Source organism: Micromonospora sp. WMMD1082 (assembly GCF_029626175.1).
Lineage (GTDB): Bacteria > Actinomycetota > Actinomycetes > Mycobacteriales > Micromonosporaceae > Micromonospora.
Genome location: NZ_JARUBM010000002.1, coordinates 5,277,465 through 5,300,971, shown reverse-complemented (window position 1 = coordinate 5,300,971; position 23,507 = coordinate 5,277,465). Strand labels below are relative to the sequence as shown.

The following is a 23,507-nucleotide window of genomic DNA, read 5'->3' as shown; positions in this document are numbered from 1 at the left end:
GTGGACGTTGGTCCGGTCGTCTCACCCGTCGCCGAGTCGCTGCCGGAGCACCTCGCCGATCTCCGCCAGCGGCGCGGGCTCGGTCATCGTCCAGTGTGTCGCCGCGACGTCGATCCGTGCCAGTCCGCCGCCGACGTACGGCTGCCACGTGTCCGCCGTGGGCGCGTCCTCGGGTCGTCCTTCGGTGGCGGTGACGAAGAGGACCTCGCCGTCGTAGCGGCGGGGCACGTGGTGGCGCATCGCGTCGAGGTGACTCGCGGCGGCGCGGGCGAGCGCGGCGATCTCACCGGTCCGCAGCTGCGCCAGCGCGGGGTTGGCCCCGCGTACCAGCCGGGCGAGTTCCTCGTCGTCGGGCAACGCGGACAGTGCGGAATCGGTCCGGCTCAGCTCGGGGTCGCCGGTGAGCACGCCGAGCACCTCGGCCGGGGTGGGCGGCTGCGCGGCCGCGCCCTGCTGCGGCACCGGGTAGGCGTCGAGTAGCGCCAGGACGCCGACCTGCTCGCCCCGCTCGCGCAGCCGCACCGCGATCTCCTGGGCCACCAGTCCGCCGAACGACCAGCCGAGCAGGTGGTACGGCCCCCGGGGCGCGACCGCGCGGATCTGCCCGAGATACTCCTCGGCCAGGGCCGCGATGTCCCGTGCCGCCGCGTCCGGATCGGTGAGCAGGGGTGACTGAAGGCCGTACAGCGGCCGGTCGGGCCCCAGGTGCCGGGCGAGCCCCGCGTAGCCCCAGCTGAGACCGGTGAACGGGTGGACGCAGAACAGCGGCTCCCGGCTGCCGGTGGAGCGCAGCGGCAGCAGGACGTCGAGACCGCCGTGCTCGGGTCCGCCGGAGAGCAGCCCGGCGACGGTGGGGGTGACGAAGACCGACCGGACGCTGAGCTGCCGCCCGGTCGCCGCGGCGATCCGGTTGACCAGTTGGACCGTCAGCAGTGAGTGGCCGCCCAGGTCGAAGAAGTTGTCGTCGATGGTGACCCGGTCCAGGCGCAGCAGGTCCGCGACGACGCCGCAGGCGATCTCCTCCTCGCGGGTGCGGGGTGCCCGCCCCGTACCCCCGCCCCGGCCGGGCTCGGGCAGCCGGGACCGGTCGAGCTTGCCGTTCGTCGACAGCGGCAGCCGGTCGAGCAGGACGAAGCGCTGGGGCACCAGGTGTTCCGGCAGTACGTGGCGGGTCTCGTCCCGCACGTCGGCGACGAACTCCGCCTCCGACCGGGGACACCCGACCTGCGCCGGTCGTGGCGACGGCGGCGGGTCCTCGGGGCGAACCGCGTGCAGGCTGACCAGCCCGGTGCCCGCGAGCAGTGCCGGCGTGCGCCGGGTGACCGCGAACCCGTGGCGGATGAGCAGCGCGGTGAGGTCGTCGGCGCGGCCATCGGTGTCGTCGGTCTCCACCAGCACCTGCCGGATCAGCGGCCAGTGCTCGTCGCGGATCCCGCGCAGCACGTCGAGTTCACCGCGCTCGACGTCGATCTTGAGTAGGTCGACTCGCGGCACGGCAGTCTCGTCGAGGACGGCGGAGAGGGTCCGCAGCGCGACGGTGAGCCGCTCCGGCCGCAGCCGCTCGTCGAGCAGCTCACGCCAGTGGGGACTGTCCGGACTGTCCGCCGACACCCCTTCGTACGCCTCGACGATGCGGGCGTCGGCCACGGTGTCCGCGTACCGGCCGGACATCACCGACAGGTGCGGGTAGTAGGTGAAGTCGACCTCGCCGTCGGTCTCGCCGAGCCCGTAGGCGAAGGTCCGCGCCGGCACCCCGTACAGGGTGGTGTTGACCTCCAGCATCTCGTGCAGCGCGGGCACCGGCTCGAAGGCGTACGTCACGGCGTCCGGGTACGCGCGGTGCAGGGCGAGGCTGAACATGCCGACGTGCGCGCCGACGTCGAAGACACACGCGCCGGGCGGCAGGTCGAGCCGTGCCGGTGACACCGCGCCGTCCTCGAACAGCTCCCGGTGCAGGAAGGTCGCGGTGGCCCGGTCCGGTGCCGCGACGACGGTGCCGTCGGGGAGCGGCTGCCACGGCAGTGACTCGGCGGCGCGCAGCGTTGCCAGGCGGTGCATCACGGGTTCCGTCGCCGGGTCCGGCACCAGGTAGCCGATGAGTTGGGCACCGCCGTCCGGTGCGGGTCGGGCCGCGACAGCGGCGTGCGCGACGCCGGTGTGCCGGGTGAGTGCCTCCTCCACCTCCTGGGGTTCGATGCGCAGGCCACGGATCTTCATCTGGTCGTCCGCGCGGCCCATGAACTCCAGTGCGCCGTCGGTCCGCCACCGGGCGAGGTCACCGCTGCGATACATCCGGGCACCGGCGGGGCCGTACGGGTCGGGCAGGAATCGCTGGGCGGTCAGGGCCGGTTGCCGCTGGTAACCGTCGGCGAGCTGGCGGCCGGCGAGGTACAGCTCGCCGGTGACGCCGATCGGTAGCGGGTTCAGGTGGCCGTCGAGGACGTAGAGGCGGCTGTTCCAGACCGGTCGTCCGATCGGTACCGGTCCGGCGTCCCCGGGGTGGCAGTGCCATGCGGTGATCTCGACGGTTGCCTCCGTCGGGCCGTACAGGTTGTGCAGTTCCGCATCGAGGAGCTGGTGGAAGCGGCGCTGCACCACGGCCGGAAGCTCCTCGCCACTGACGAAGACCCGCCGCAGACCGGTGCAGGTCGCCGCGGCGGGCTCGGCCAGGAACGCCCGCAGCATCGACGGTACGAAGTGCACGACGGTGACCCCGCCCTCGCGGATGCGGGCCGCAAGGCGGCCCGGGTCGGCCTGCTCCCCCGGTGCGGCGAGCACGAGCGCGGCGCCCACCTGCAGCGGCCCGAAGAACTCCGGTACCGACACGTCGAATCCTGCCGGTGTCTTCTGTAGCACCCGGTCGGTGGCCCCGAGGGGGTGGTGGTGCTGCATCCAGCAGAGCCGGTTGACGATCGCGTGGTGCGACACCACGACCGCCTTCGGCTGCCCGGTCGAGCCGGAGGTGTAGATCACGTACGCGGGGTGCCGGGTGTGCAGGGTGCGCGCCGGGCGGGTGGCGGGGCGGCTGGCCAGTTCGGTGCGGATCCGTGGGTCGTCGAGGGCCACGACCGGTACGTCGAGATCGGGCAGCTTGACGTCGCTGGTGGTCAGGACGACGGTCGGGCGACTGTGGCGGACGGCGTACCGCAGTCGCTCGGCGGGGTGGTCGATCTCCAACGGTAGGTAGGCCGCGCCGGCCTTGTGTACGGCGTAGAGGGCGACCATCAGCTCGACCCGACGGGGAATCGCGACCGCGACGATCGCCGCGGGCGTGACCCCGTGCGCGATGAGCTGGTGCGCGAGCCGGTTCGCGGCCTCGTCCAGCGCCGCGTAGCTGACGGTACCCGTGTCCGCGACGACGGCGGGGGCACCGGGACTGCGGTCCACCTGTGCCTCGAAGAGGTCGGGCAGGACCGCGTCGGGGACCGGATGGCCGGTGCGGTTGAACTCCTCGAGAACCTGGTCGCGTTCCCCCGGCAGGAACAGGTCCATGGCGTCCAGCGGCTGCGCCGGATCACGGCTGACGGAGTCGAGGAGGTGGACCAGCCGGAGCGCCAGCCGGTGCACGGTGTCCCGGTCGAACAGGTCGGTGGCGTACTCGAACGAGCCGAGGATGCCGGCCGGCCGGCCGTCGGCGTAGCTCTCCTCCGCGCCGAGCACCAGGTCGAACTTGGCCACGTGCAGGTCGACCAGTTCCGCGGTCACGGTGACGTCGCCCAGCGGGGGCAGGCTGCCCGCGCCACCGCTGTTGACCTGGAGCACCACCTGGAACAGGGGGTGGTGCGCGGCGGTACGCGGCGGATTGAGCGCCTCGGCGAGCAGTTCGAACGGCAGGTCCTGGTGGGCGAAGGCCGCGAGATCGGTGTCGCGTACCCGGGTGAGCAGCTCACCGAAGCTGGGATCCCCGGCGGTGTCGGTGCGCAGCACCAGGGTGTTGACGAAGAAGCCGACCAGCGCGTCGAGTTCGGCCTCGGGCCGGCCGGCGGTGGGTGCGCCCACCGGAATGTCGGTGCCCGCACCGAGGCGGGTCAGCAGGGCGGCGAACGCGGCCTGGAAGAGCATGAACATGCTGACCCGGTGGCGTTGGGTCAGGTGGAGCAGGCGGGCGTGCAGCTCGGCGCCGATCGGGAAGGTGAGCAGGTCGCCCCGGTAGCTGGCGACGGCGGGGCGGGGCCGGTCGGCGGGCAGTGGCAGCGCGGGCGGTAGTTGCGCCAGCGTCCGCTTCCAGTAGGCGAGCTGGCGGCCCAGCGGGCTGTCCGGGTCGGTGACGTCGCCGAGTTGCGCCCGTTGGCGCAGGGTGTGGTCGGCGTACTGCATCGGCAGCGGTCGCCAGGTCGGCGCCTGCCCGCCACGGCGGGCCGTGTAGGCGACGCCCAGGTCGGTCAGCAGTGGCAGCAGGGAGAGGCCGTCACTGGCGATGTGGTGCAGGACGAGCATGAGCACGTGCTCGTGCTCATGCTCGTGCTCCTGCGGCCCGGTGGGCAGCAGCCACGCCCGGATCGGCAGGTCGGTGGCGAGATCGAAGACGGTACCGGCGGCGTCGGCGAGAAGCTGTGGCAGTTGTTCCGGCGCGACGTCCGGACGGACCAGCGGGACGTGGGCGTCCGCGATGATCTGCTGCACCGGCTCGCCGTCGACCGACGGGAAGACGGTACGCAGCACCTCGTGCCGGGCCACCACGTCATCGAGCGCGGCCCGCAACGCTTGCGGATCCAGCGGCCCGGTCAGCCGCAGCGCCATCGGCACGTTGTAGGTGGCGGTCGGGCCCTCCATCTGGGCCAGGAACCACAGGCGCCGCTGGGCGTAGGAGAGGGGAAGCCGGTCCGGGCGCCCCGGTGCCGCCTCGGCCGCCGCCCCGTCACCCGCCGTGTCCGGCTCGCTCACCGGCCCGGTCACCGGCTCGCTTGCCGGCCCGCGTACCGGCTCGGTGTCGGCAGCCGCGACGGCGTCCGGTGCCAGCGGCTCCACGGCGACCAGCGGCGGAGGCTGGTCATCGTCGACCGGGTGCCGGCCCGCGGCGTGGTCGCCCGTCAGGTGGTGGGCCATCCCGGCGACGGTCGGTGTGTCGAAGATGGTCCGGATCTCCAGCTCGACGCCGAGTCGCTCGCGTACCCGGTTCACCAGCCGCACCACCAGCAGCGAGTACCCGCCCAGGTCGAAGAAGCTGTCGTCGACGCTGATCTCGTCCACCCCGAGCACCTCGGCGAAGAGTTCGCAGAGCACCCGCTCCGGTTCGGTGCGGGGGGCGCGGCCGCCGGTGAGGTGTGGTGCGGGCAGCGCCGCATGGTCGATCTTGCCCACCGTGGTCAGGGGCAGTTCGTCGAGCATGACGTAGCTGCCGGGGACGACGTTGGCGGGCAGGTCACGGGCGAGGTGGGCGCGCAGTTCGGCCTCGTCGGGCACCCGGGAGCCGGGAACCAGGTACGCGACGAGCCGGGGGCCGCCGGGCAGGTCCGTACGGAGCAGGACGGTGGCCCGGCGTACGTCCGGATGGCTGGCGAGGCAGGCCTCGATCTCGGTCAGCTCGATCCGTACGCCGCGCAGCTTGACCTGGGTGTCGATGCGCCCGAGAAACTGCAGGTGGCCGGTCTCGCTCCAGATGCCGAGGTCGCCGGTGCGGTACATGAGTTCACCGGGGCGGAACGGATTCGGCACGAACCGCGCCGCGGTCAGCTCGGGGGCGTTCAGGTAGCCCCGGGCCAGACCGACGCCGCCGACGGTGATCTCGCCGGGCACCCCGATCGGGGTGGGCTGGTCGAACCGGTCCAGCACGTAGACGAAGCGGTTCGGCATGGCCCGACCGATGGGGGGCTGTCCCCGCCACTCGCGGTGTTCGCAGACGTAGTAACTGCAGCCGATGGTGATCTCGGTGGGGCCGTATCCGTTGACGAAGCGGCGGCCGGGGGCGCGCCAGCGGTTCACCAGGTCGCCGGGCAACGCCTCGCCCCCGACGAGGATCTTGCGCAGCAGCGGGTGGTCCGCCGGCGGGATGAGGCTCAGGACCGCCGGTGGAGCGCCCAGGTAGGTGATGCCCTCGGCCTCGATCAGCCCGGAGAGCGAACTCGGGTCGCTGCGCAGCGACTCCGGGGCGAGCACGAGGGTGGCCCCGGAGGTGAGCGCGGAGAAGATCTCGCCCTCGGCCAGGTCGAAGTTGACCGCGGCGTACTGCAGCATCTGGTCGCCGGGTCCGAGTTCGAACACCCCGGTCATCCAGGAGACGAAGTTGGACAGCGCGCCGTGTTCGATGAGCACGCCCTTGGGCCGCCCGGTCGAACCGGCCGTGTACAGGACGTAGACGAGCGAGGACTCGGTGACCGGCGACGGCCCGGCGGGTTTCGGCGCGGCGTCGATGGCGGCGGCGTCGAGATCCAGCCAGACGGGCTCCCAGCCGGTGCGCTCGGGGAGGCGGTGACGTACCCGGCTGTGGCTGACCACCACCTTGGCCCCCGCGTCGTCGAGCTGGTACGCGAGCCGGTTCGGCGGGTGGGCGAGGTCCAGTGGCAGGAACGCGGCGTCGGCGTTCATCACCGCGAGGAAGGCGACGACGGTGTCGATGCCGCGCTCCAGGCCGACCGCGACGACGTCCTCGTGCCCGACCGCGCGACCCCGCAGGTAGCCGGCCAGCCGGTCGGCCCGTTCGACCAGCTCGCGATAGGTGATCTGGTCGTCGCCGTGCCGCAGGGCGATGGTGCGTGGGGTGCGCGCCGCCTGGGCCGCGATCTGCCGGTGCACCGGCTCGCGCAGGTACGGCCGGCGCGCGCCCTGCCATGCCTCCAGGACCTGCTCGCGCTCGATCGGGGTGAGTACCGGCAGCTCGCCCAGCACGGTGGAGCTGTCCGCCGCGACGGCCTCCAGCACGGTGCACAGGTGCGTGACGAGCCGCTCGATCCGGGGCGCGGCGAACAGGTCGGTGCGGAAGTCGGCGCTGATGTGCAGCGCTTCCTCCGCTTCCCGGACGGTCAATGACAGGTCGAACGGATGCCGGTCCAGCCCCGCCTCCACCAGCGAGGCCGTCACCTCGGGCAGGTCCAGCGGTGCGCCGACGGCCGCCTCGGGTAACAGTTGGAGTCCCACCTGGAACAGGGGGTTCCGCCCGGCCTCCCGTTCGGGACGCACCGCGGCGACGACCTTCTCGAACGGGACGTCCTGGTGCCGCCAGGCGCCCAGGACGGTCCGTTGTACGCGGTCAAGCAGTTCGTCGAAGGTGGGGTTGCCGCCGACACGGGTGCGCAGCACGACCATGTTGACGAAGTGGCCGATCATCTGCTCCAGCTGGGGATGGTGCCGGCCGGTGGTGGTGGTGCCGATGACGATGTCGTCCTGCCCGGTGTAGCGGGACAGCACCGCGTCGAAGGCGGCGATGAGAGTCATGAACAGCGTCGCGCCGCGTCGGCGGGACACCTCGCGCAGGGCCGGCACCACCGCGCCACGGAGGACCGTCGTCACGCTGTCGCTGCGGTCGGAGGGTACGGCCGGGCGCGGGAAGTCGGTGGGTATCGACAACGTCGGCAGGTCCCGCAGCGTCTCCTGCCAGTAGTCCAGCTGCCCGGTCAGCGTGTCGTCGGGTCGGCCGCGCTGCCACAGCGCGAAGTCGGGGTAGTGCACCTGGGGTACGGCCAGCGCCGGCTCGACGCCGGTCACCGCAGCCCGGTACAACTCGGTCAGCTCGGTGACCAGGGTCTGTGCCGACCAGCCGTCGACACAGATGTGGTGCATGGTGAGGGCGAGCAGGTAGTCCCGCGGCCCGACGACGGCGACCGAGGCCCGGAAGAGGGGCTCCCGGTCGAGGTCGAAGGGCGCGTCGACGGCCTCTCGGGCCCAGCGCGCGGCCGTGGCCGCCCGTTCAGCCGCCGGGGTATGCGACAGGTCGACGACGGTCACGGCGCCGCCGGTGTCGTGGACCACCTGGACGGGTCGACCGTCCCGGTCGACGACGGTGGTGCGCAGTGCCTCGTGACGACCGATGAGGTGGTGCAGGCTGGCGCAGAGTGCGCCGACGTCGAGCCGCCCGCGGAGCCGGAAGGTGGCGCCGAGATTGTAGGTGCTGGTGCCGGGGGTCAGCCGGTCCAGGAACCAGAGATGCTCCTGTAGATGGGACAGCGGCACCGGCCCAGTGTCGTCAGGGCGGCGTCGGATGAGGTCCTGCTCGGGTTCGCCGAGGCTGCCGGCGAGTCTTCTGAGCACCTCGTCCCGCTCGTCGGCCGGGAGTGAACGGACTCGATCCCCGAAGCTATCCATAGCCACCCCCACCCGTCACATGACTGTAGTCTTTGAATGATGACTACAGTAATGTCGAGGGCATGCAGCGTCAACGAGATCCACTCACCCTCGCCGCTCGCCCGAGCGCCGCTGGCGGACCGAGATTCACCGAGAATCCACCCCGGCGGATATTTACAAGAGTCATGGTGATCAGTAACGATGCATCAGGTAGTCGATCGCCAACACAGCGTTGGGAGGTTGTCCAGTGCACACCCCTCACCTCATCGACTGGCCCTGGTAAACCCACCCGCCCGGCGCCGTGCGGACCGTCGGCCGGCGGTCCGCACGAGCCCCACGTACCACCCCGAAACCATCGAGCCACCCGCACTCCGGACACGGCCGCTCGCCGGGCGTCTCAGCCATGAACGGCGCGGTGGGCTACACGATCAGCGCGCTCCACAGCGTCATCGCGCTCGCGCTCGTCCTCGCCGCCGCCTACCTCTTCCGCCGGCTCGCCCGGCTCATCGGCCAGACAGGAGTGGTCGGGGAGATCACCCTGGGGCTGCTCGCGGGCCCGCTCGTCCTGGCGATTGGCGGGGCCGGCGCGGCCGAGACCCTGCTCCCGGCGGACGTACTCGCCGTCCTGCAACTCTGCGGCCACGTCGGCCTCGTCCTCTTCCTCGTCGCGACCGCCGCTGAACTCACCGCCTCCACGGTGTCACTACACGGCCGTGGGATCGCCTGGGTGACGGCGGGAGCGCTGTTCCCGTCCCTGGCCGCCGGCGCCGCGCTGGCCGGGTGGCTGCTCTGGCTCGACGATCCGAACCTACGCGGTGACGCTCCCCAACCCGCGTTCCTCATCTTCATCACCATCGCGCTCGCCGTCTCGGCGGTACCCGTCCTCGCCCGCATCATCACCGACCACGGCCTGACCGGAACCCGTGCCGCCAAACTGTCCCTGTCGTCCGCGGTGGTCGTCGACGCCATCGCCTGGCTGCTGCTCGGGTTGGCCGTGGGCCTGGCCGGCACCGGCACCCACGCGGCACTGACCGGAATCCTGGTGCTCGTCGGCGGTCTCGGCACCTCGCTCCTGCTTCGCCGCCTGCTCGCCGCCGCCACCGTCCCCCCGGTCCTCGCCAGACACCCCTACCCCGTCGCCGTGGCGGTCGCCGCGGTCGCCCTGGTCGCGGCGCACGCCACCGAGTCCGGCGGGCTGACCGCGATCTCCGGCGCCTTCCTCGTCGGCCTGTGTCTGCCCGCCAGGGACCCGTGGATGGCGTCCGCCGTCAGGCGGGTCAACCGGGTCGGCACCGCGCTGCTGCCGGCGTTCTTCGTCGCCACCGGGCTCACCGTCTGGACCGCGCAGACCACGGCGGTCCCCTGGCTGATCATCACTGCGGCGACCGTCCTCGCCGTGGCCGGCAAGACCCTCGGCAGTTACGTCGGCGCCCGCCTGGCCGGCGAAACACGACACACCGCCCGGCGGGTCGGAGTGCTGCTCAACGCCCGGGGTCTCACCGAGATCGCCCTGTTGCAGGCCGGACACGCCGCCGGCATCGTGACCGGAGAGCTGTACCTCGCGCTGGTCGTCATGGCCCTCGTCACCACCGCGATGACGGGCTGGTGGCTGCGGTTGATGGACCGCCGCCAGCAAGAACCGACAGCGGTCGCCGCTCACGCCGACACCGACCCGGACAGGTCGCCGAGCCGATCCGGTCCCACTGGTCGCCACATCCGGTGACCGGGGTAGCTGTCCCAGGCTTGCCACCATCTACCCGTCCGCGGCTCGACCCGGCGACCACACCCGCCCAGAGCTCCCCCCGCAGGGAATCCTCGCGTCTGAGCTGTCAGTATGCGGTAGCAGCGACGATCGTTAGCAGGCGGTTCTGTACGGCAAGATGCATCTGCTCACCGGCGTCATTGAGGAGGTCGAGGGCTTCTTGACAATGGGCGTGGGCGGTGCGGTGTTCCCCCGTGGCGACGAGGGCCTCTGCAAGGACGACGAGTGCCCGCGCCTCACGTAGGGGGTCGGCCAGTCCTTCGCTGACTGCTCGGGCAAGGGTGGCCTCGGACAGACAGTGGCGGTGTTGTCCCAGGTGAAGTCGAGCTTCTGCGGCGGCAACGAGCGCGTCGCAACGGATGACGTCGTCGTTGACGCGGTGGTGTACGATCGATCGCTGCCATCCCATACAGCGCCGTCGGCCGAGCTTCGGGAGCGAGCTGCGCAACCGGCAAGGCACGCCGACCTTTGATCGGCTCGCCCCTCAGCCCAGCGGGAATCGAGGGGGTACCACCGCTGACACGACCGGGCAGTCACCACGACCACCCCCGAGACGAGGCGGCGCAGACAACGCTGGGAACTGGAGTCCGGTGGTCAAACGGGTTTGACCACCGGGATTCGTGCCGAGGTTTCAGTCCGAGCCGAGGCCGTAGCGCTGCGCCAGCAGTCCCGCCTGGGTCCGGTTGGTGCAGCCGAGCTTGGTCAGCACGCGGGACACGTACCCCTTGACGGTCTGCTCGGTCAGGTGCAGCCGGGCGCCGATCTGCGCGTTGGACAGGCCTTCGCCGAGACAGGTAAGGACCTCGACGTCCCGCGCCGTCAGCCCGTCGGGCAGGGCCGACCGCGCCACTCCGGCCAGCAGTCCCTTGGCTGTGCCGGGCGGGAGGACCGTGTGCCCGGCTGCGGCCAGCTGCACCAGCCCGATGAGGTCCTGGGGGGGCGTCGACTTCAGCAGGTATCCCGCCGCGCCCGCGCGAAGGGCGGCGAGGATGTACCGGTCTGCGTCGAACGTGGTCAGCGCGACGACCACCGGCGGCTTGGGCAGTGCGATGATCCGTGTGGTAGCGACCAGCCCGTCTACGCCCGGCATCCGCAGATCCATGAGCGCGAGGTCGGGCTGGTGCCGGATCACCGCGTCGAGCCCGGCCGCGCCGTCGTGCGCCACCTCAACGACCCGGATGTTGCCGGCGGACTCGAGGATCGTGCGCAGGTGGGCACAGACCATCGGATCGTCGTCAACGACGACCACGCGCGCCGGAGCCAGGTTCATCGGTCCGGCCGTCCCGGCAGGTCGGCGCGCAGTTCGAAGCCGCCGTCCGCGCACGGGCCGGCCGTGAACGAGCCGCCGATCAGCTCGATGCGCTGGTGCAGGCCCAGCAGCCCCGTACCTGAGCCGCTCGTGGCGAGCGCCGGGTCGGGCGGCGCGGTCGCGGTGCTGTTGCGAATCGAGAGGGCCAATCCTTCCTCGCCGTACGCGAGCTGCAGCCAGGCGGGAGCGCCCGCTGCGTGCTTGCGCACATTGGTCAGCCCCTCGTGGACGAACCGGTACACGGTCCGGCCGACGACCGGCGCGACCGGGATCGGCGCGCCTATCTCGACGACCTCGACCCGCGTGCCGGCGGTCCGCGCGGCGTCCAGCAAGGGAGCGAGGTCGGGCAGCGCCTGCGGCGCGTCCTCGTGGTCGCCCGGCTCCGGCAGCATGCGTACGAGTTCGCGAAGCTCGCCCAACGCCTTGCAACCCGTCGCCCGGATTCGCTCGGCCGCCGCAAGCGTGGTCTCGTCGGCCGAGGTGAGGCCGAGCGCCCCGGCCTCGAGGACAATCAGGCTGACTCGGTGCGAGACGACGTCATGCATCTCGGCGGTCAGCCGCGCCCGTTCCCGCGCCACAGCCTCGGCGGCGCGCAGGTCACGCTCGCGTTCAGCCCGTTCGGCACGGTCCCGCAGCGCCGCGAGAAGACGGCGGCGGGCTCCCGCGTACAGGCCGAGGAGGACCGGGATCCCGATCAGCAGCAAGCCGTTCCGGAAGCTTCCTAACGCAGGCTGCGAGGGAACGACGGCTACGGCGACGAGGGCGGCGATGGCGAGCCAGGCCGAGCGGCTGCGGCCCGCGTACACCGCCACGGCGTAGGCGGCGAACGGAGCCGTCGGAGCCACCAGCACGGTCGGCTCCCCCGCGTATGGGCGCAGTACCGCGCCCGGCACCAGCGCCTCTGCGAGCACGAGGACGGTGCTGAAGAGCACCGCGATCCAGGCCACCGCGCCCGGGGCCGAACGGCGCCACCACAGCACGACGGCCAGCACGACCAGCACCGCCGAGCCGCCCAGGCCATACGGGCGAACTACCGCGTTGGGCCCGTACATGAGCAGTACGCCGACCATCACGGCCAGGACAACCGTGGCCGCGTCCACCATCGCATGCCGGCGCATGCCGCAACCCTATTCGCAACGCACACCCGTCGAGTACTGACGAAAGTAGGTCGGTCGGCCCACGTTCCGGGCTGTCGGAGCGGGACTGCGCAGGCGTCAATAGAGTGCATGACCGCACCCGACCGGACCACCCGCCGACTGCTCACCTGTGGCGTCTTCGGCCCGCCCCTGTTCGTTATCGCGTTTCTCGTCGAGGGGGCGCTGCGACCGGGGTACAGCATGCTGCGCCAGACCGTCAGCGAACTCGCGGCCGGCCCGCGGGGCTGGCAGCAGATCGCCAACTTCCTGGTGTTCGGCGTCCTGCTGCTCCTCTTCGCCGCGGGGTTGCGCCGCGCGACGAGAAGCGTGGTGGTGCCGGCACTCGTCGCGCTGATCGCCGCCGCGCTTGTCGTGTCCGGCCTCTTCGTGACTGACCCGGTCCACAGCGCTGCGACGTCCTGGCATGGCACCGTGCACAACGCTGCCGCGATACCGGTGTTCCTCGGCCTACCGGCGCTGTGCCTAGTCGTGGCTGTACTGTCGCTGCGCCGCGGCAGTTGGGGCTGGGCGGTGTACAGCACCGTGACCGCAGTGGCGATGCTCGCCACCATCCAGGGCCTAGCGAGCGATGCCTACGCGGGCCTCTTCCAGCGCATCACCATCGTCCTTGGTTGGACCTGGTTCACCGTCCTCGCGCTTCGGGTGCGCGCCGGTCAGTCGCCGATGGCCACCAGCGAGGTGGGACGGTATCGAGGTCGTTGACGCCGACCATGGTCATCGGCGACGCGAACAGCACCATTCCGCGGCACCTACTCGCCGAGACGGTCGAGCGGATGCCGGATGCCGGATGCCGGCCTCGTCACCCGACGTAGCCCGTCGTGGTGTCCATAGTAGAGTGGCCGCAGGTGTCTGCCGATGCGCTCCCACAGGTGGTCGTAGCGGCGATACGTGATCGGCTTGCCGTTGCGGTAACGCAGCAGCGGCGTTGTCGGCGCGGCCGGCCGCTCCTCCACGTGCTGTTGCAGATGCCGCATCAAGGTAGGCGACACCGGCTGCCAGCGCACCGTCTCCCCCTTCTCGTGCAGCATGATGAGGCACTGATCCGGGTCAAGGTCCGCTGGCCGTAGAGCCAGCGCTCCGCCTCGGCGGCAGGCTGTCTCCGTGTGTAGCCGCAGCGGTAGGCAGTCCAGAGCCGGGTCGTCGCCGGTCGTGGCGGCGATCTGATTGATCTCGGCGAGCCGGGTGTCCGGCACCGCGCGGCGGGTGCTGGGTAGGCGCCGCGGTTTGGCGACCTTCCGGGCGGGATTGTCCGCCTCGGCGAGGTGCCCGTCGGCGACGGCGTGGTTGTAGAGACATCGTAAGGCGGCGATGAGGCTGCTCCGCCGCGCTGCGACCGCCGCGGGCGTTGCGGCGGGTGACGACGTGCGCCTTGACGTGCTCGGCGAGGCGCTTGATCTCGGTCGGATCAGGCTCGTCTAACCGCCGGTGGCCCCACTCCTTGAGAACGCGGTTCCAGTTAGGAGGCGTAGACCCTGCGGGTACCCGGGCTGACCGCCTCGGACACCACGGGGATGTACTCGGCGAACGTCGGTGCCGGCGGACCGGCAGGGGCGCTCTGTTGCAGGTCGCCCGGTGAGATACCAAGCCGGGACAGCAGGAGCATTGCCGCGTCCAAGGTCAGCCTGGCTCGGCCGACTCGAAGATGGCTGCATGGTCATACGGCCCCACCGTCCAACGCAGCCGCCTGCGATGCGGTGATCATCGCGTGCACGGCGGCCGGCGGATAGACCACAAGCCGCCCGACAGCCGGGTCAGCGACCAGCAGGACCCGACTGCCGGCTGCGAGCCCACACCAGTGCCGGACCGTCGCCGGCAACCGAACCTGACCAGGCCGAGTCACCCGGAACGCAGCATGCGGATCGGCCGTCACCACCACTAGTACGGCAGCCGCCGTTTGAGATGTCGCTGGTGGGGCCTGGTAGGCGAGGTGCGGCCACCGCGTGATCGTCTGTCTGCTGTGGACATAACTTCAGATCTGGCGGTGGCCGCGTGCCACAGCGTAAACCCTGCCCGGTGGCGGCAGGTTCTGGCCGGGGTGTGTGATGCGTTCGCGGGACGGTTCGGGCGGGTCGAGCCGCGGCGCACGGCTACGGCGTTCGTGAGTGGGCTGCTGGCCGACATTGAGGTCAAGACGTGCTGGCAGTTGGCGGAGCGGGCCGGGCATGCCCGGCCGGACGCGATGCAGAGGTTGTTGTATCGGGCGGTGTGGGACGCCGACGCTGTCCGCGACGATCTGCGCGACGTGGTCGTGGCCCGGTTCGGTGACTCGGACGGCGTGCTGGTTGTCGACGAGACCGGGGACCTGAAGAAGGGCACGCATTCGGTCGGGGTGCAACGCCAGTACACCGGCACTGCCGGCAGGATCGAGAACGCGCAGGTAGGGGTGTTCTGCGGCTATGCCAGCCGGCATGGGCACACGCTGATCGACCGCCGGGTCTACCTGCCGGTGTCGTGGACCGATGACCGGGACAGATGCCAGGCCGCTGGGGTTCCCGACGAGGTTGCCTTCGCCACGAAGTCCGAGCTGGCCGCCGACATGATCACCGCTGCGGTCGACGCCGGCGTTCCCGTCGGGTGGGCGGCTGCGGACGAGGCCTACGGCAACAGCAGCGTCTTCCGCACTCACCTGCGCGAACACCGCCTGGGCTATGTCCTGGCCGTGTCCCGCAGCCACCTGGTCCCTCTCGACGGTGGCAAGACCCGGGTGCGGGCTGATCGGGTCGCCGTCGACCTACCGGCCTCGGCGTGGCAGCGCCGCAGCGCAGGCGCCGGATCCAAGGGCCCGCGTTTCTACGACTGGGCCTGGCTCAACGACGTCTGCACCGATGCCGACCCCGACGACGGCGGCCACCACAGCCTCCTGATCCGCCGCAACACCACCACCGGCGAGCTGGCCTTCTACCGCTGCTGGACCCCGCAACAAGCCACCCTTGCCCGACTCGTGCGGGTCGCGGGCATCCGCTGGACGGTCGAGGAAAGCTTCCAGGCCGCCAAGGGCCAGGTCGGCCTCGACCAGCACCAGGTCCGCCGCTGGGACTCCTGGCACCGCTTCACCACCCTCGCCCTGGCCGCCCTCGCCGTCCTGGCGATCTGCGCCGCCGACGCCGACGACGACTCCACCGACACAGGGCTGATCAAGCTGACCGTCAACGAGACCCGCCGACTGATCAACACCCTCGTACTCCGCCCGATCCGCGACCTCACCCACCGTCTGCGCTGGTCAGACTGGCGCCGCCGCCATCAAGCCCGAGCCCGCCAAGCCCACTACACCCGACGCCTCAACCTCGAACACCAGCCATAGTCCCGAACGGCGGCTGCCGTACTAGGCCACCACGCACCCGAACATCCACCCAGGTACCCGATAGCCACCCCAGAGCAGGGATAACCACCGCTTCGGCCAGCCGAACATCACGATCGATCGCCGCCATCCCATACAGCGCCGTCGACCGCGCCTCGGGAGCCAGCTGCGCAACCGGCAAGGCACGCCGCCCTTGATCGGCTCACCCCTCGACCCAGCGGGAATCGACGGCGGCACCACTGCCGCCACGACCCGGGTAGTCATCGCGACCACCGCCGAGACGAGGCAGGGAAGACAGCGCTGGGAGCTGGAGTCCGGTGGTCAAACGGGTTTGACCACCGGTACGTCACATCACGCAGATATGCGGGGAAACTGTGTCCGAGGGGGAAGCTGAACACATATTTAGAGCATCCACGCTTAGCGTGGGTGTTCATGCATTCAACTTACCAGCTCACGGGACTGAGACAAAGCATCCCGCCCCAGCTCCTTCATACCTGAGTTTGGTCACCGCCTCGCGGCGCGACGGGGTGTAGCGCTCTGACCTGGGGTGTTGGGTGCTGGTGGGATGTTTCTGAGGCACTAATTGGTGTCTTACGCTCGGGTTCGTGGCGTGGATTCGGCGGGTGCGGACGGCTTCGGGCGCGACGGCGGTGCAGATCGCCGAGTCCGTTGGCGGGCGTCGGCGGATCGTTGCTCATGTGGGCTCGGCGCGTACCGAGGCTGAGTTGGGGCTGCTGTTGTCGCGGGCCCGCGAGCTTCTCGCCGATCCCGGGCAGGGTGAGTTCGAGCTCGGTATCGAGCCGGTCGCGCCGAGGGCGACGTTGGTCGGCCCGGCCGGTGACGCGGCGCTGTTGGACGCCGACGGTTCACCGGAGCGTGGGCCAGCGGCGGTCGCCGCGCCGCGGGTGGTGTCGACGGCGTCGCGGGTGCTGTACGACGTGCTGGCCTCGGTGTTCACAGCCCTGGGGTTCGACGCGGTGGGTGACAGGGTCTTCCGGGACCTGGTGATCGCGCGGATCGTGGAGCCGACCTCGATCCGAGACACCGGCCGGGTGCTGACCGACCTGGGTTGTAAGCCGGCCAGCGAGAAGACGATGCGCCGCACCCTGACCCGCGCCCACACAGGCGCATACCGCGACCAGATCGCGCAGTTGTGCTTCGCCCACGCCATGAGCAGCGGCGATGTCAGCCTGTGCCTGTACGACGTGACCACGTTGTACTTCGAGGCCGACAAGGAGGACGACCTGCGCAAGGTCGGATACTCCAAGGAACGACGCGTAGACCCGCAGATCGTCGTCGGGCTGCTCGTCGACCGGCACGGGTTCCCGTTGGAGATCGGCTGCTTCGCCGGCAACAAGGCCGAGACGCTGACGTTGCTGCCGGTCATCCGCCAGTTCCAGGCCCGCCACCAGATCACCGGCATGGTCATCGTCGCCGACGCCGGCATGCTCTCGGCGACCAACCTACGCGAACTCGACGAGGCCGGCCTCGGCTTCATCGTCGGCTCCCGCACCACCAAAGCGCCGATCGACCTGGAGTCCCACTACCGCTGGCACGGGGACTACTTCACCGACGGGCAGATCATCGACACGATCACCCCCCGCACCGGCACCAACCGCGACAACGACCCCGCCCTCAAAGCCGAACCGGTGTGGAACCCACGAACCCATACATCCTCGTGGCGGGCGGTGTGGGCCTACTCAGCCACCCGCGCTGTCCGGGACAACAAGACCCTCAACGCCCAAGAGGCAAAGGCACGAGCCGTCATCGCCGGAGAGAAGACGACCCGAACCCCGAGGTTCGTCACCATCAACGGCAACACCCGCACCCTCGACGAAGCGTCACTGGCCAGAGCACGCAAACTCGTCGGGCTCAAGGGCTACGTCACCAACATCGGCCACCACGTGATGAGCCCCAGCAACGTGATCTCCAACTACCACGACCTGTGGCACGTCGAGCAGTCCTTCCGCATGTCCAAAACCGACCTCGCCGCCCGACCCATGTTCCACCACACCAAAGACGCCATCGAGGCACACCTGACCATCGTCTTCACCGCCCTGGCCGTCACCCGCGAAGTCCAGAACCGCACCGGACTCGCGATCCGCAACGTCCTCCGTCAACTACGCCCACTACGATCCGCGACCCTCGCGATCAACAACGCCACCCAGACGTTCCCACCCCAAATCGACCCCGACCAGCAAGCCATCATCAACGCCCTCACGCCGAGCGGACCTCAGGCACTAACGAAATGACCAAACTCAGGTCATAGGGGCGGCCTTGGCAGTGCTGCGAACTCTCCGCAAGGAGTCGAACCGCACTACTGGCTCGATGAACTGTAATCTATTCCCGTCGCCACAAGACCTTCGCCCGAGGCGAACAACCCGGTGGGCGTGCAAGCCTGCAGATGACCCTGGGACCACAGTGGCACCTCGCGCCCTGACCAGTGCGATCCGACGGTCGCAACCTCGCTGGCAGCGCCCTAGTCATGCTGTCCCAGAAGTCAACCGAGAGTCGCTGGGCGTCATTGGTTCCTTCTCCAGCAGGCCAGCTATGTTCCGTCCGCCTGGTGAGGTGTGGTAGTCGCTGGGCGCGCCAAGGATCTTGTAACCCGCGTGGGCGGCGAGTGTCTGTCCTGGCCACGGTCGGCCTGCTCGGAGTGTGTTGTTTGACCACGCTGACTATTCAGCAGGGCATCAGTGATAGCGGAGTACCGGATGTACTCCTGCTCAAGCCGCAACGAAGGCGCGAAGATATCATCGAGGAGGTCACCGAGGAGCGACCGTTCTTCTGCGGTGAGCTGGGAGAGTGCACGGCGAGTCGGACTGGGCTCGGATCCCCAATGCCCACGGTGGGCCAGCAACGTTTTTCGGTCCATGAGTATCGAATGTGCATGGGGAAAGATTTCCCGGATTCGATTAAGGATTGCAAAGCCGTGTGTGTCGATATCGCCCCAGTAGACGATATTTCGTTCGTGAAGCCATGTTAACGGCTCGAGTTTCGCTACCGCGTAGCCGCTTCCGTGAATTACGGCCGCGTCTTCGATGGCGGGGAAGGCAAGGAAGGTGGTCTCGTTCTCGACGACGTAGATGGTCGATACAGGCGATGGCGTCGCGGCCAGCTCGTCGGCGCGCACAGTGATGTCGGCGAACGGCGCGGAGCGTCGGTGTTCGTCGAGGAAGCGGATCCGAACCAGCACCGGCTTGGGTCGCATTCCGTAACGTTCGGCGAACGCAGACGGAGGATAAGCGATCTTGACCCGCTCGACGGGTAGGTGCCGATCCAGGATTTCGGCAAGGATGCCGCGGCGTGTCTCGATGAACTTCGTGTCGACGCCGGGGACGTCCACCTGCCGCAGATAGGTGGCGGGGTTGCCGTGCCGACCGATCCAGGTGGCCGTGTCGAGGAGGCGAGTCCAATCTTGGTGATGGTGAAGGACCTTCATTGGGTGCTCCATGGCCCACTGAGCTACCGCCGGTGAGGCAGAGTGGGTCAGGTCGAGCAGGACTTGGTAGCGGTCGACTAGCTGGCGAACGCCGAGCGTTCGCCAGAGGGCGTCGGGGGTGTCAATCCACGCCTTGTGCGGTAGTTGGTTGGTGCCGACCAGTCGACCGCCGACGCGTCGATATTCGACCCGTACGGTACTGCCATCGGTCTGCCGCCAGCGGGACGCCCACTGTTGGACGTCGCCGAACTGGTCGGCGATCGCCGTGACGTTCGGCCCTTTGAGCGCAACGCTGACCGGCGTCGGCGGGGTGCCTTGGGCGATGTGACGGAGAAAGTCGCCGCGGTCCCAGCGTCGTCTGAGGCTGGCGATGACGTCCTCGAAGGTGCTCCAACCGGTGGAGTCGCTCCTCGCGGGCATAGCTAGATCTCCGTTGAGGCTTCCGTGTGGGCTTGCCGCCGGTGTTGGTATTCCTCGATGCTCAGTGTCTGTAGTCGGGAGAAGTTGCCGGTGGGATTGTCGACGAAGCCGACGGCGGATACGTGTGGCTCGATGACGTGGATCTTCTGCAGGGGCGTGACGATCAGCAGTTGCAGGCCGAGGCGCTGAAACAGGGCGAGGGCGAAGCGGGTGGAGTCGTCAGAGCCGCGGCCGAAGGCTTCGTCGATGACGACGAAGCGGAAGGTGCCGGTGGTGTCGGCGTCGAGGCGGAACTGGTAGGCCAGGGATGCTGCCAGGATGGTGTAGGCGAGTTTTTCCTTCTGCCCGCCGGACTTGCCGCCGGAGTCGGCATAGGTCTCGTACTCGGCGTTGCCGTCTCGCCAGCGCTCGGTGGCGGTGAAGGTGAACCAGTTGCGGACGTCGGTGACGCGCCTGGTCCAGGCGCGGTCGGGTTCCGTCTGGCCCTCGCGGCCTCTGAACCGTTCGACGAGGGCCTTGACCTGGAGGAACTTGCGCTCGGAGTACTGCTCTGAGTCGTCGTTGCCGAGGGCGTCGTCGGTGCATGCCCGCAGCTCGGTGCGAAACTCGCGGATTTCGACGTTGGGTGTGGGGTTCCCATCGAGCCGGATGTATCGACCTGGGTTGTAGTCGATACCGACGAGGGACTCATTGATGGTCGCGATGCGTTCATTGATGAGCGCAGCCTGCTGACGTAGCTGGGAGTGGAAGGTGGCGATGTCGCGGATGGCGTTGGTGTTGAGGTAGGTCTTGAATTCGTCCTCGAAGCGGGGCAGGTCATCGTGGACGAGGCGCTGATGCATGGCCCGGTACTCAGCATGGGCGGCGAGCGAGGCGTCCATCTCGGCGCAGTCGACGGGATACCTGCTGCGGAAGGCCGCCATCAGGCCGACGGCCTTGTTGCTCTCCTGATTCTGCTTTTTCATGGTGTCCTCGCGTTGACGGTTCAGCGTCGTCGTGAGGCTGTCGCGGAGCCGGTACCAGCCGTCCGGGGTGGCCGGCGGGGCGGGGATGAGAGCCATCAGTTGGGGGAAGTGAGCGGTCGCTGCGTCATGGCTGGGATCGTGAAGGAAGTCGTCGGCCTCGGTGCGCCGTTGCGTGGCTGCGGCCGACTCGGTTTCCGCTACCGTGATTGCTTTGTGGTGTTCGTCGCGGCGGACTTTCGCGTCGGTGATGAGACCGCTGAGGCGTTCGAGTTCGGCGGTGAGCTCCACGATTCCCTGGGCGCCTGCCTCGATGCGTTGTTTCTCCTCACGTAGAAGCCCCGCTTGGCGGGAGGCTGTTTCCCAGTCGAGGTCGGTGAAGTCACTGAACATGGTGATTTTGTGCAGGTCCGCCAGCCGCAGGCTCAGCTTCTTGAGGGCGTCGCCATGCTTGCGCTCGGTGGCGCGTGCTGCTCGCAGGAGGGCGTCGATACGTGTTGCCTCGGCGATGAGCGCCTCGATCTTGGACTCGCTGGACCAACCAAGGACGTACTGGCTGCGGTCGTCGATGCGCCCGCGGTCGTCCTTCTCGTGTCGCCCGGATGGGTCCTTGAGCTGACCAGTACGGGTGATCGCCTTGGGTTCGTGCCGGAAGTCGGCCATCGAGGTGACGCATCGATGCGACGCGCGGTGCCGCAGCTCCCGCTTGAGCCAGGCGCTGAGCGGGCTGTCTTGCAGGTCGAGCGTGTCACAAAGCAGGAGAGCATCGTCGGCCGTTGGCTTGTCAGCCGGCCGGAGCACGGCGAGCGGCACGCGGTAGTAAACGAGCCGCCCGCCCAGGTGGTGACCGTCAACCCAGTCGGCGACCGCTCGGTAGTGCTCTTCGGGGACGAGCAGCGAGAGCGCGAAGCCTCTCAGCACGCGCTCTGCGGCGCCCTCCCACTCCGCGTGCTCGGCACGCACCTGAATCAGTTCACCCACGTAGGGCAGCTCGCCTTCCGGCAGTTCGATTGCGGCGCACAGTCGCTGCCGGAGGGCCAGGTTGTGCCGGGGGATGTTGCTCGGCCGGCCATTGAGGCTGCGCAGCTCATCGTTGACCTCTGCGGCCTCCTTTTCGAGGTCTCGAACAGCGACACCTGCGTCGGTGGCGGCGGTGTGTAGGTCGGCGACCTCGCTGTCGTGCTGCTGAATCTCTTGCGTCACGGCCGCCTGTCGGGCAGCGAACGTGGAGGCGTCAGCGATTCGCGCTAGCTTGGCGGCGTCGAGTAGCGCGTTAAGGCTGCTCAGGCGGTTGCGCCGCAGGTCGAGGGTGTTCTCCATGTCGGTGATGTGGCGTTCGAGTTCGCCGAGGCGGCCGCCGCCGAGGCCTTCCCGGGCGAGGTCGGCGCGGCGGTGCGCGTCCTCCATGCCTTTGATGTCGTGATCGACCTGGCGAACGAGCCCTTGGTTGCGTTCTCTGTCGTCGGCCAGGGCTGCGATCTGCTCGTCCAGGAGATCAGCGCTACGGCGTGCGGTCAGGTGTGGCAGCGCGGCGCGTTGGGCATCCACTGTTTCCAGGGTTCGCCCGAGTCGTTCGTGTGCGTCGCAGGCATCGATGATCGGGGTGAGTCCGGCGATCTGCTCTCGCGCCCGGAGAACGGCGTCATGGGCGCGATTGAGGTCGTCGAAGTGGCTGATGAGTTGACGGATCACCGCTGCGGAGTCGAAGGGCTCGAGCATGTGGCTCCGGACGAAGTCGTTGAGGTTCCCGACCGCTTTCATCGACACAGTCTGGTGGAACAGATCCATCGCCTGCTCTGAGGCGATGCCGAGCCGGCGACGGAAGTCCTGACCGTATTCGGGAAAGTGATCGGCGATCTTCGCCCCGTACTGGCGTAGCCGTCGACGCAGTTGGCTGATCTCGGTGCCGAAGTTGAGGAAGTCGTCGGCGATCGTCAGTGCGGTGCCAGCGGTGACGTAGAAGCGTTCCGGTTGGCCGCTGTTCCCATCGTGCAGCCAGAACACCTGCGCGAGGGTCACCGTCGTGCCCAAGCTCTCGTCGGTGAAGACCCCGAGGATCACCGAGAAGCAGCTACCTGCGCGCAAGCCGACCGGCCGGGATGTGCCGGTCGCGTCATTGCTTTCTGACTTGTAGTACCCGAGCACGTAGGAGCGCAGTGATCGTTCGCGAGTCTCGGCTCCGGCCGCCTTGTTGTAGGAGATCTTGTTGGCCGGTAACAGGAGGGTGGTCACCGCGTCGACGAGGGTTGATTTCCCGGAGCCGATGTCGCCGGTGAGAAGGCTGTCGGCTCCGTCGACGTGGAATGTCCAGATCCGCTGGTCGAAGGTGCCCCAGTTGCGGACTTCGAGACGGTGCAGACGGTAGCCATGTTGTGTCATGCGGCGCCTTCCGCGTCTGGGGAAAGTTCGGCGGCGTACTCGGCGAGCCGGGCGTCGAAGTCCGCGAGCCACTGGGCGTCGACGAACGCCTTGACGATCCGGCGGACCTCGAAGCTGGGCTCCTTGTCCTTTGTCCGGCGTAGGAAGCCCAACTCGATGACCTTTGTCAGATGCGCATCGATCTGGTCCACCAGGCGGGCGTCGTCGGCACCCGAGGGCATGAACACGGTGAGCATGTCGATGATCTGGCGGCGAGAGAGAACGAGTCGAGGGTCGGACCCGCTGGCGTCTGCCTCGGCAAGTTTGCGGCGCAGCAATGCCAGCAGGAGACTGACGTGAAACGACAGGGACCGACGAGGCACCAGCCGCGGCACAGGCGGAAGGTCCGGGTCCTCAGGTCGGGACTTCAGATAGGCGTAGCCCTCCGACTCGTCAACGACGACGACCAGGCCGAGCACAGCGACGTGGTCGCGGACGTGCGGCTGCAGGACTGACAGGTGGTGCCACGCCGCCGTGTGGGTATCGCGGTAGACCACGCCCTTCATCAGCTGGGTCACCGCC

The 23,507-nt window shown here is 69.1% G+C and carries 12 protein-coding genes; 4 read left to right on the top strand and 8 right to left on the bottom strand.

Features of this window, described 5'->3' with window-relative positions; genetic code table 11:
- Positions 1-21 precede the first annotated feature (21 nt).
- On the bottom strand, positions 22-8,184 hold the full coding sequence (locus tag O7615_RS24465) for a non-ribosomal peptide synthetase (RefSeq protein WP_278180132.1): 8,163 nt from the start codon (positions 8,182-8,184) through the stop codon (positions 22-24).
- Positions 8,185-8,620: 436 nt separating this feature from the next.
- Here O7615_RS24465 and O7615_RS24460 point away from each other — a divergent pair, with 436 nt between their 5' ends.
- Positions 8,621-9,940, top strand: coding sequence for a cation:proton antiporter (locus O7615_RS24460; RefSeq protein ID WP_278180131.1), 1,320 nt, complete (start codon positions 8,621-8,623; stop codon positions 9,938-9,940).
- A gap of 670 nt (positions 9,941-10,610) precedes the next feature.
- Here the strand turns inward: O7615_RS24460 and O7615_RS24455 are convergent.
- Entirely contained in the window at positions 10,611-11,249 is a 639-nt protein-coding gene (locus O7615_RS24455) for a response regulator transcription factor (RefSeq protein WP_278180130.1), read from the bottom strand.
- Positions 11,246-12,391 carry a histidine kinase gene (locus O7615_RS24450; protein ID WP_278180129.1) on the bottom strand — a complete coding sequence of 382 codons (1,146 nt, stop codon included), beginning with the start codon at positions 12,389-12,391 and terminating at the stop codon, positions 11,246-11,248. Before O7615_RS24450 ends, O7615_RS24455 begins: the two co-directional genes overlap by 4 nt.
- A 123-nt stretch (positions 12,392-12,514) precedes the next feature.
- Between O7615_RS24450 and O7615_RS24445 the strand changes: the two genes are divergently transcribed.
- A complete protein-coding gene (locus O7615_RS24445) occupies positions 12,515-13,147 on the top strand; it encodes a DUF998 domain-containing protein (RefSeq protein ID WP_278180128.1) in 633 nt (210 codons plus the stop codon).
- 47 nt (positions 13,148-13,194) lie between these two features.
- Here O7615_RS24445 and O7615_RS24440 read toward each other — a convergent pair whose 3' ends face one another.
- Together O7615_RS24440 and O7615_RS24435 are read right to left on the bottom strand one after the other, a co-directional pair.
- On the bottom strand, positions 13,195-13,638 hold the full coding sequence (locus O7615_RS24440) for a hypothetical protein (RefSeq protein ID WP_278180127.1): 444 nt from the start codon (positions 13,636-13,638) through the stop codon (positions 13,195-13,197).
- A gap of 263 nt (positions 13,639-13,901) precedes the next feature.
- Positions 13,902-14,048 carry a hypothetical protein gene (locus tag O7615_RS24435; RefSeq protein ID WP_278180126.1) on the bottom strand — a complete coding sequence of 49 codons (147 nt, stop codon included), beginning with the start codon at positions 14,046-14,048 and terminating at the stop codon, positions 13,902-13,904.
- 423 nt (positions 14,049-14,471) lie between these two features.
- On the opposite strand from O7615_RS24435, the gene O7615_RS24430 reads away from it, so the two are divergent.
- Positions 14,472-15,746: an IS701 family transposase gene (locus O7615_RS24430; protein WP_278182177.1), complete on the top strand. Its 1,275-nt coding sequence runs from the start codon at positions 14,472-14,474 to the stop codon at positions 15,744-15,746.
- A gap of 602 nt (positions 15,747-16,348) precedes the next feature.
- Positions 16,349-17,995 carry an IS1634 family transposase gene (locus O7615_RS24425; RefSeq protein ID WP_278176203.1) on the top strand — a complete coding sequence of 549 codons (1,647 nt, stop codon included), beginning with the start codon at positions 16,349-16,351 and terminating at the stop codon, positions 17,993-17,995.
- Between the two features lie 296 nt (positions 17,996-18,291).
- Here O7615_RS24425 and O7615_RS24420 read toward each other — a convergent pair whose 3' ends face one another.
- From O7615_RS24420 to O7615_RS24410, 3 genes are read right to left on the bottom strand one after another with little or no spacing between them, the layout of a single operon-like run.
- Positions 18,292-19,605: a Wadjet anti-phage system protein JetD domain-containing protein gene (locus tag O7615_RS24420; protein ID WP_278180125.1), complete on the bottom strand. Its 1,314-nt coding sequence runs from the start codon at positions 19,603-19,605 to the stop codon at positions 18,292-18,294.
- 2 nt (positions 19,606-19,607) lie between these two features.
- Complete coding sequence (locus O7615_RS24415; protein WP_278180124.1) at positions 19,608-22,946, bottom strand: SbcC/MukB-like Walker B domain-containing protein; 3,339 nt, start codon at positions 22,944-22,946, stop codon at positions 19,608-19,610.
- The gene (locus O7615_RS24410) at positions 22,943-23,503 is read right to left on the bottom strand and encodes a DUF4194 domain-containing protein (protein WP_278180123.1); all 561 of its coding nucleotides are present in this window, start codon (positions 23,501-23,503) and stop codon (positions 22,943-22,945) included. Before O7615_RS24410 ends, O7615_RS24415 begins: the two co-directional genes overlap by 4 nt.
- Positions 23,504-23,507 lie beyond the last annotated feature (4 nt).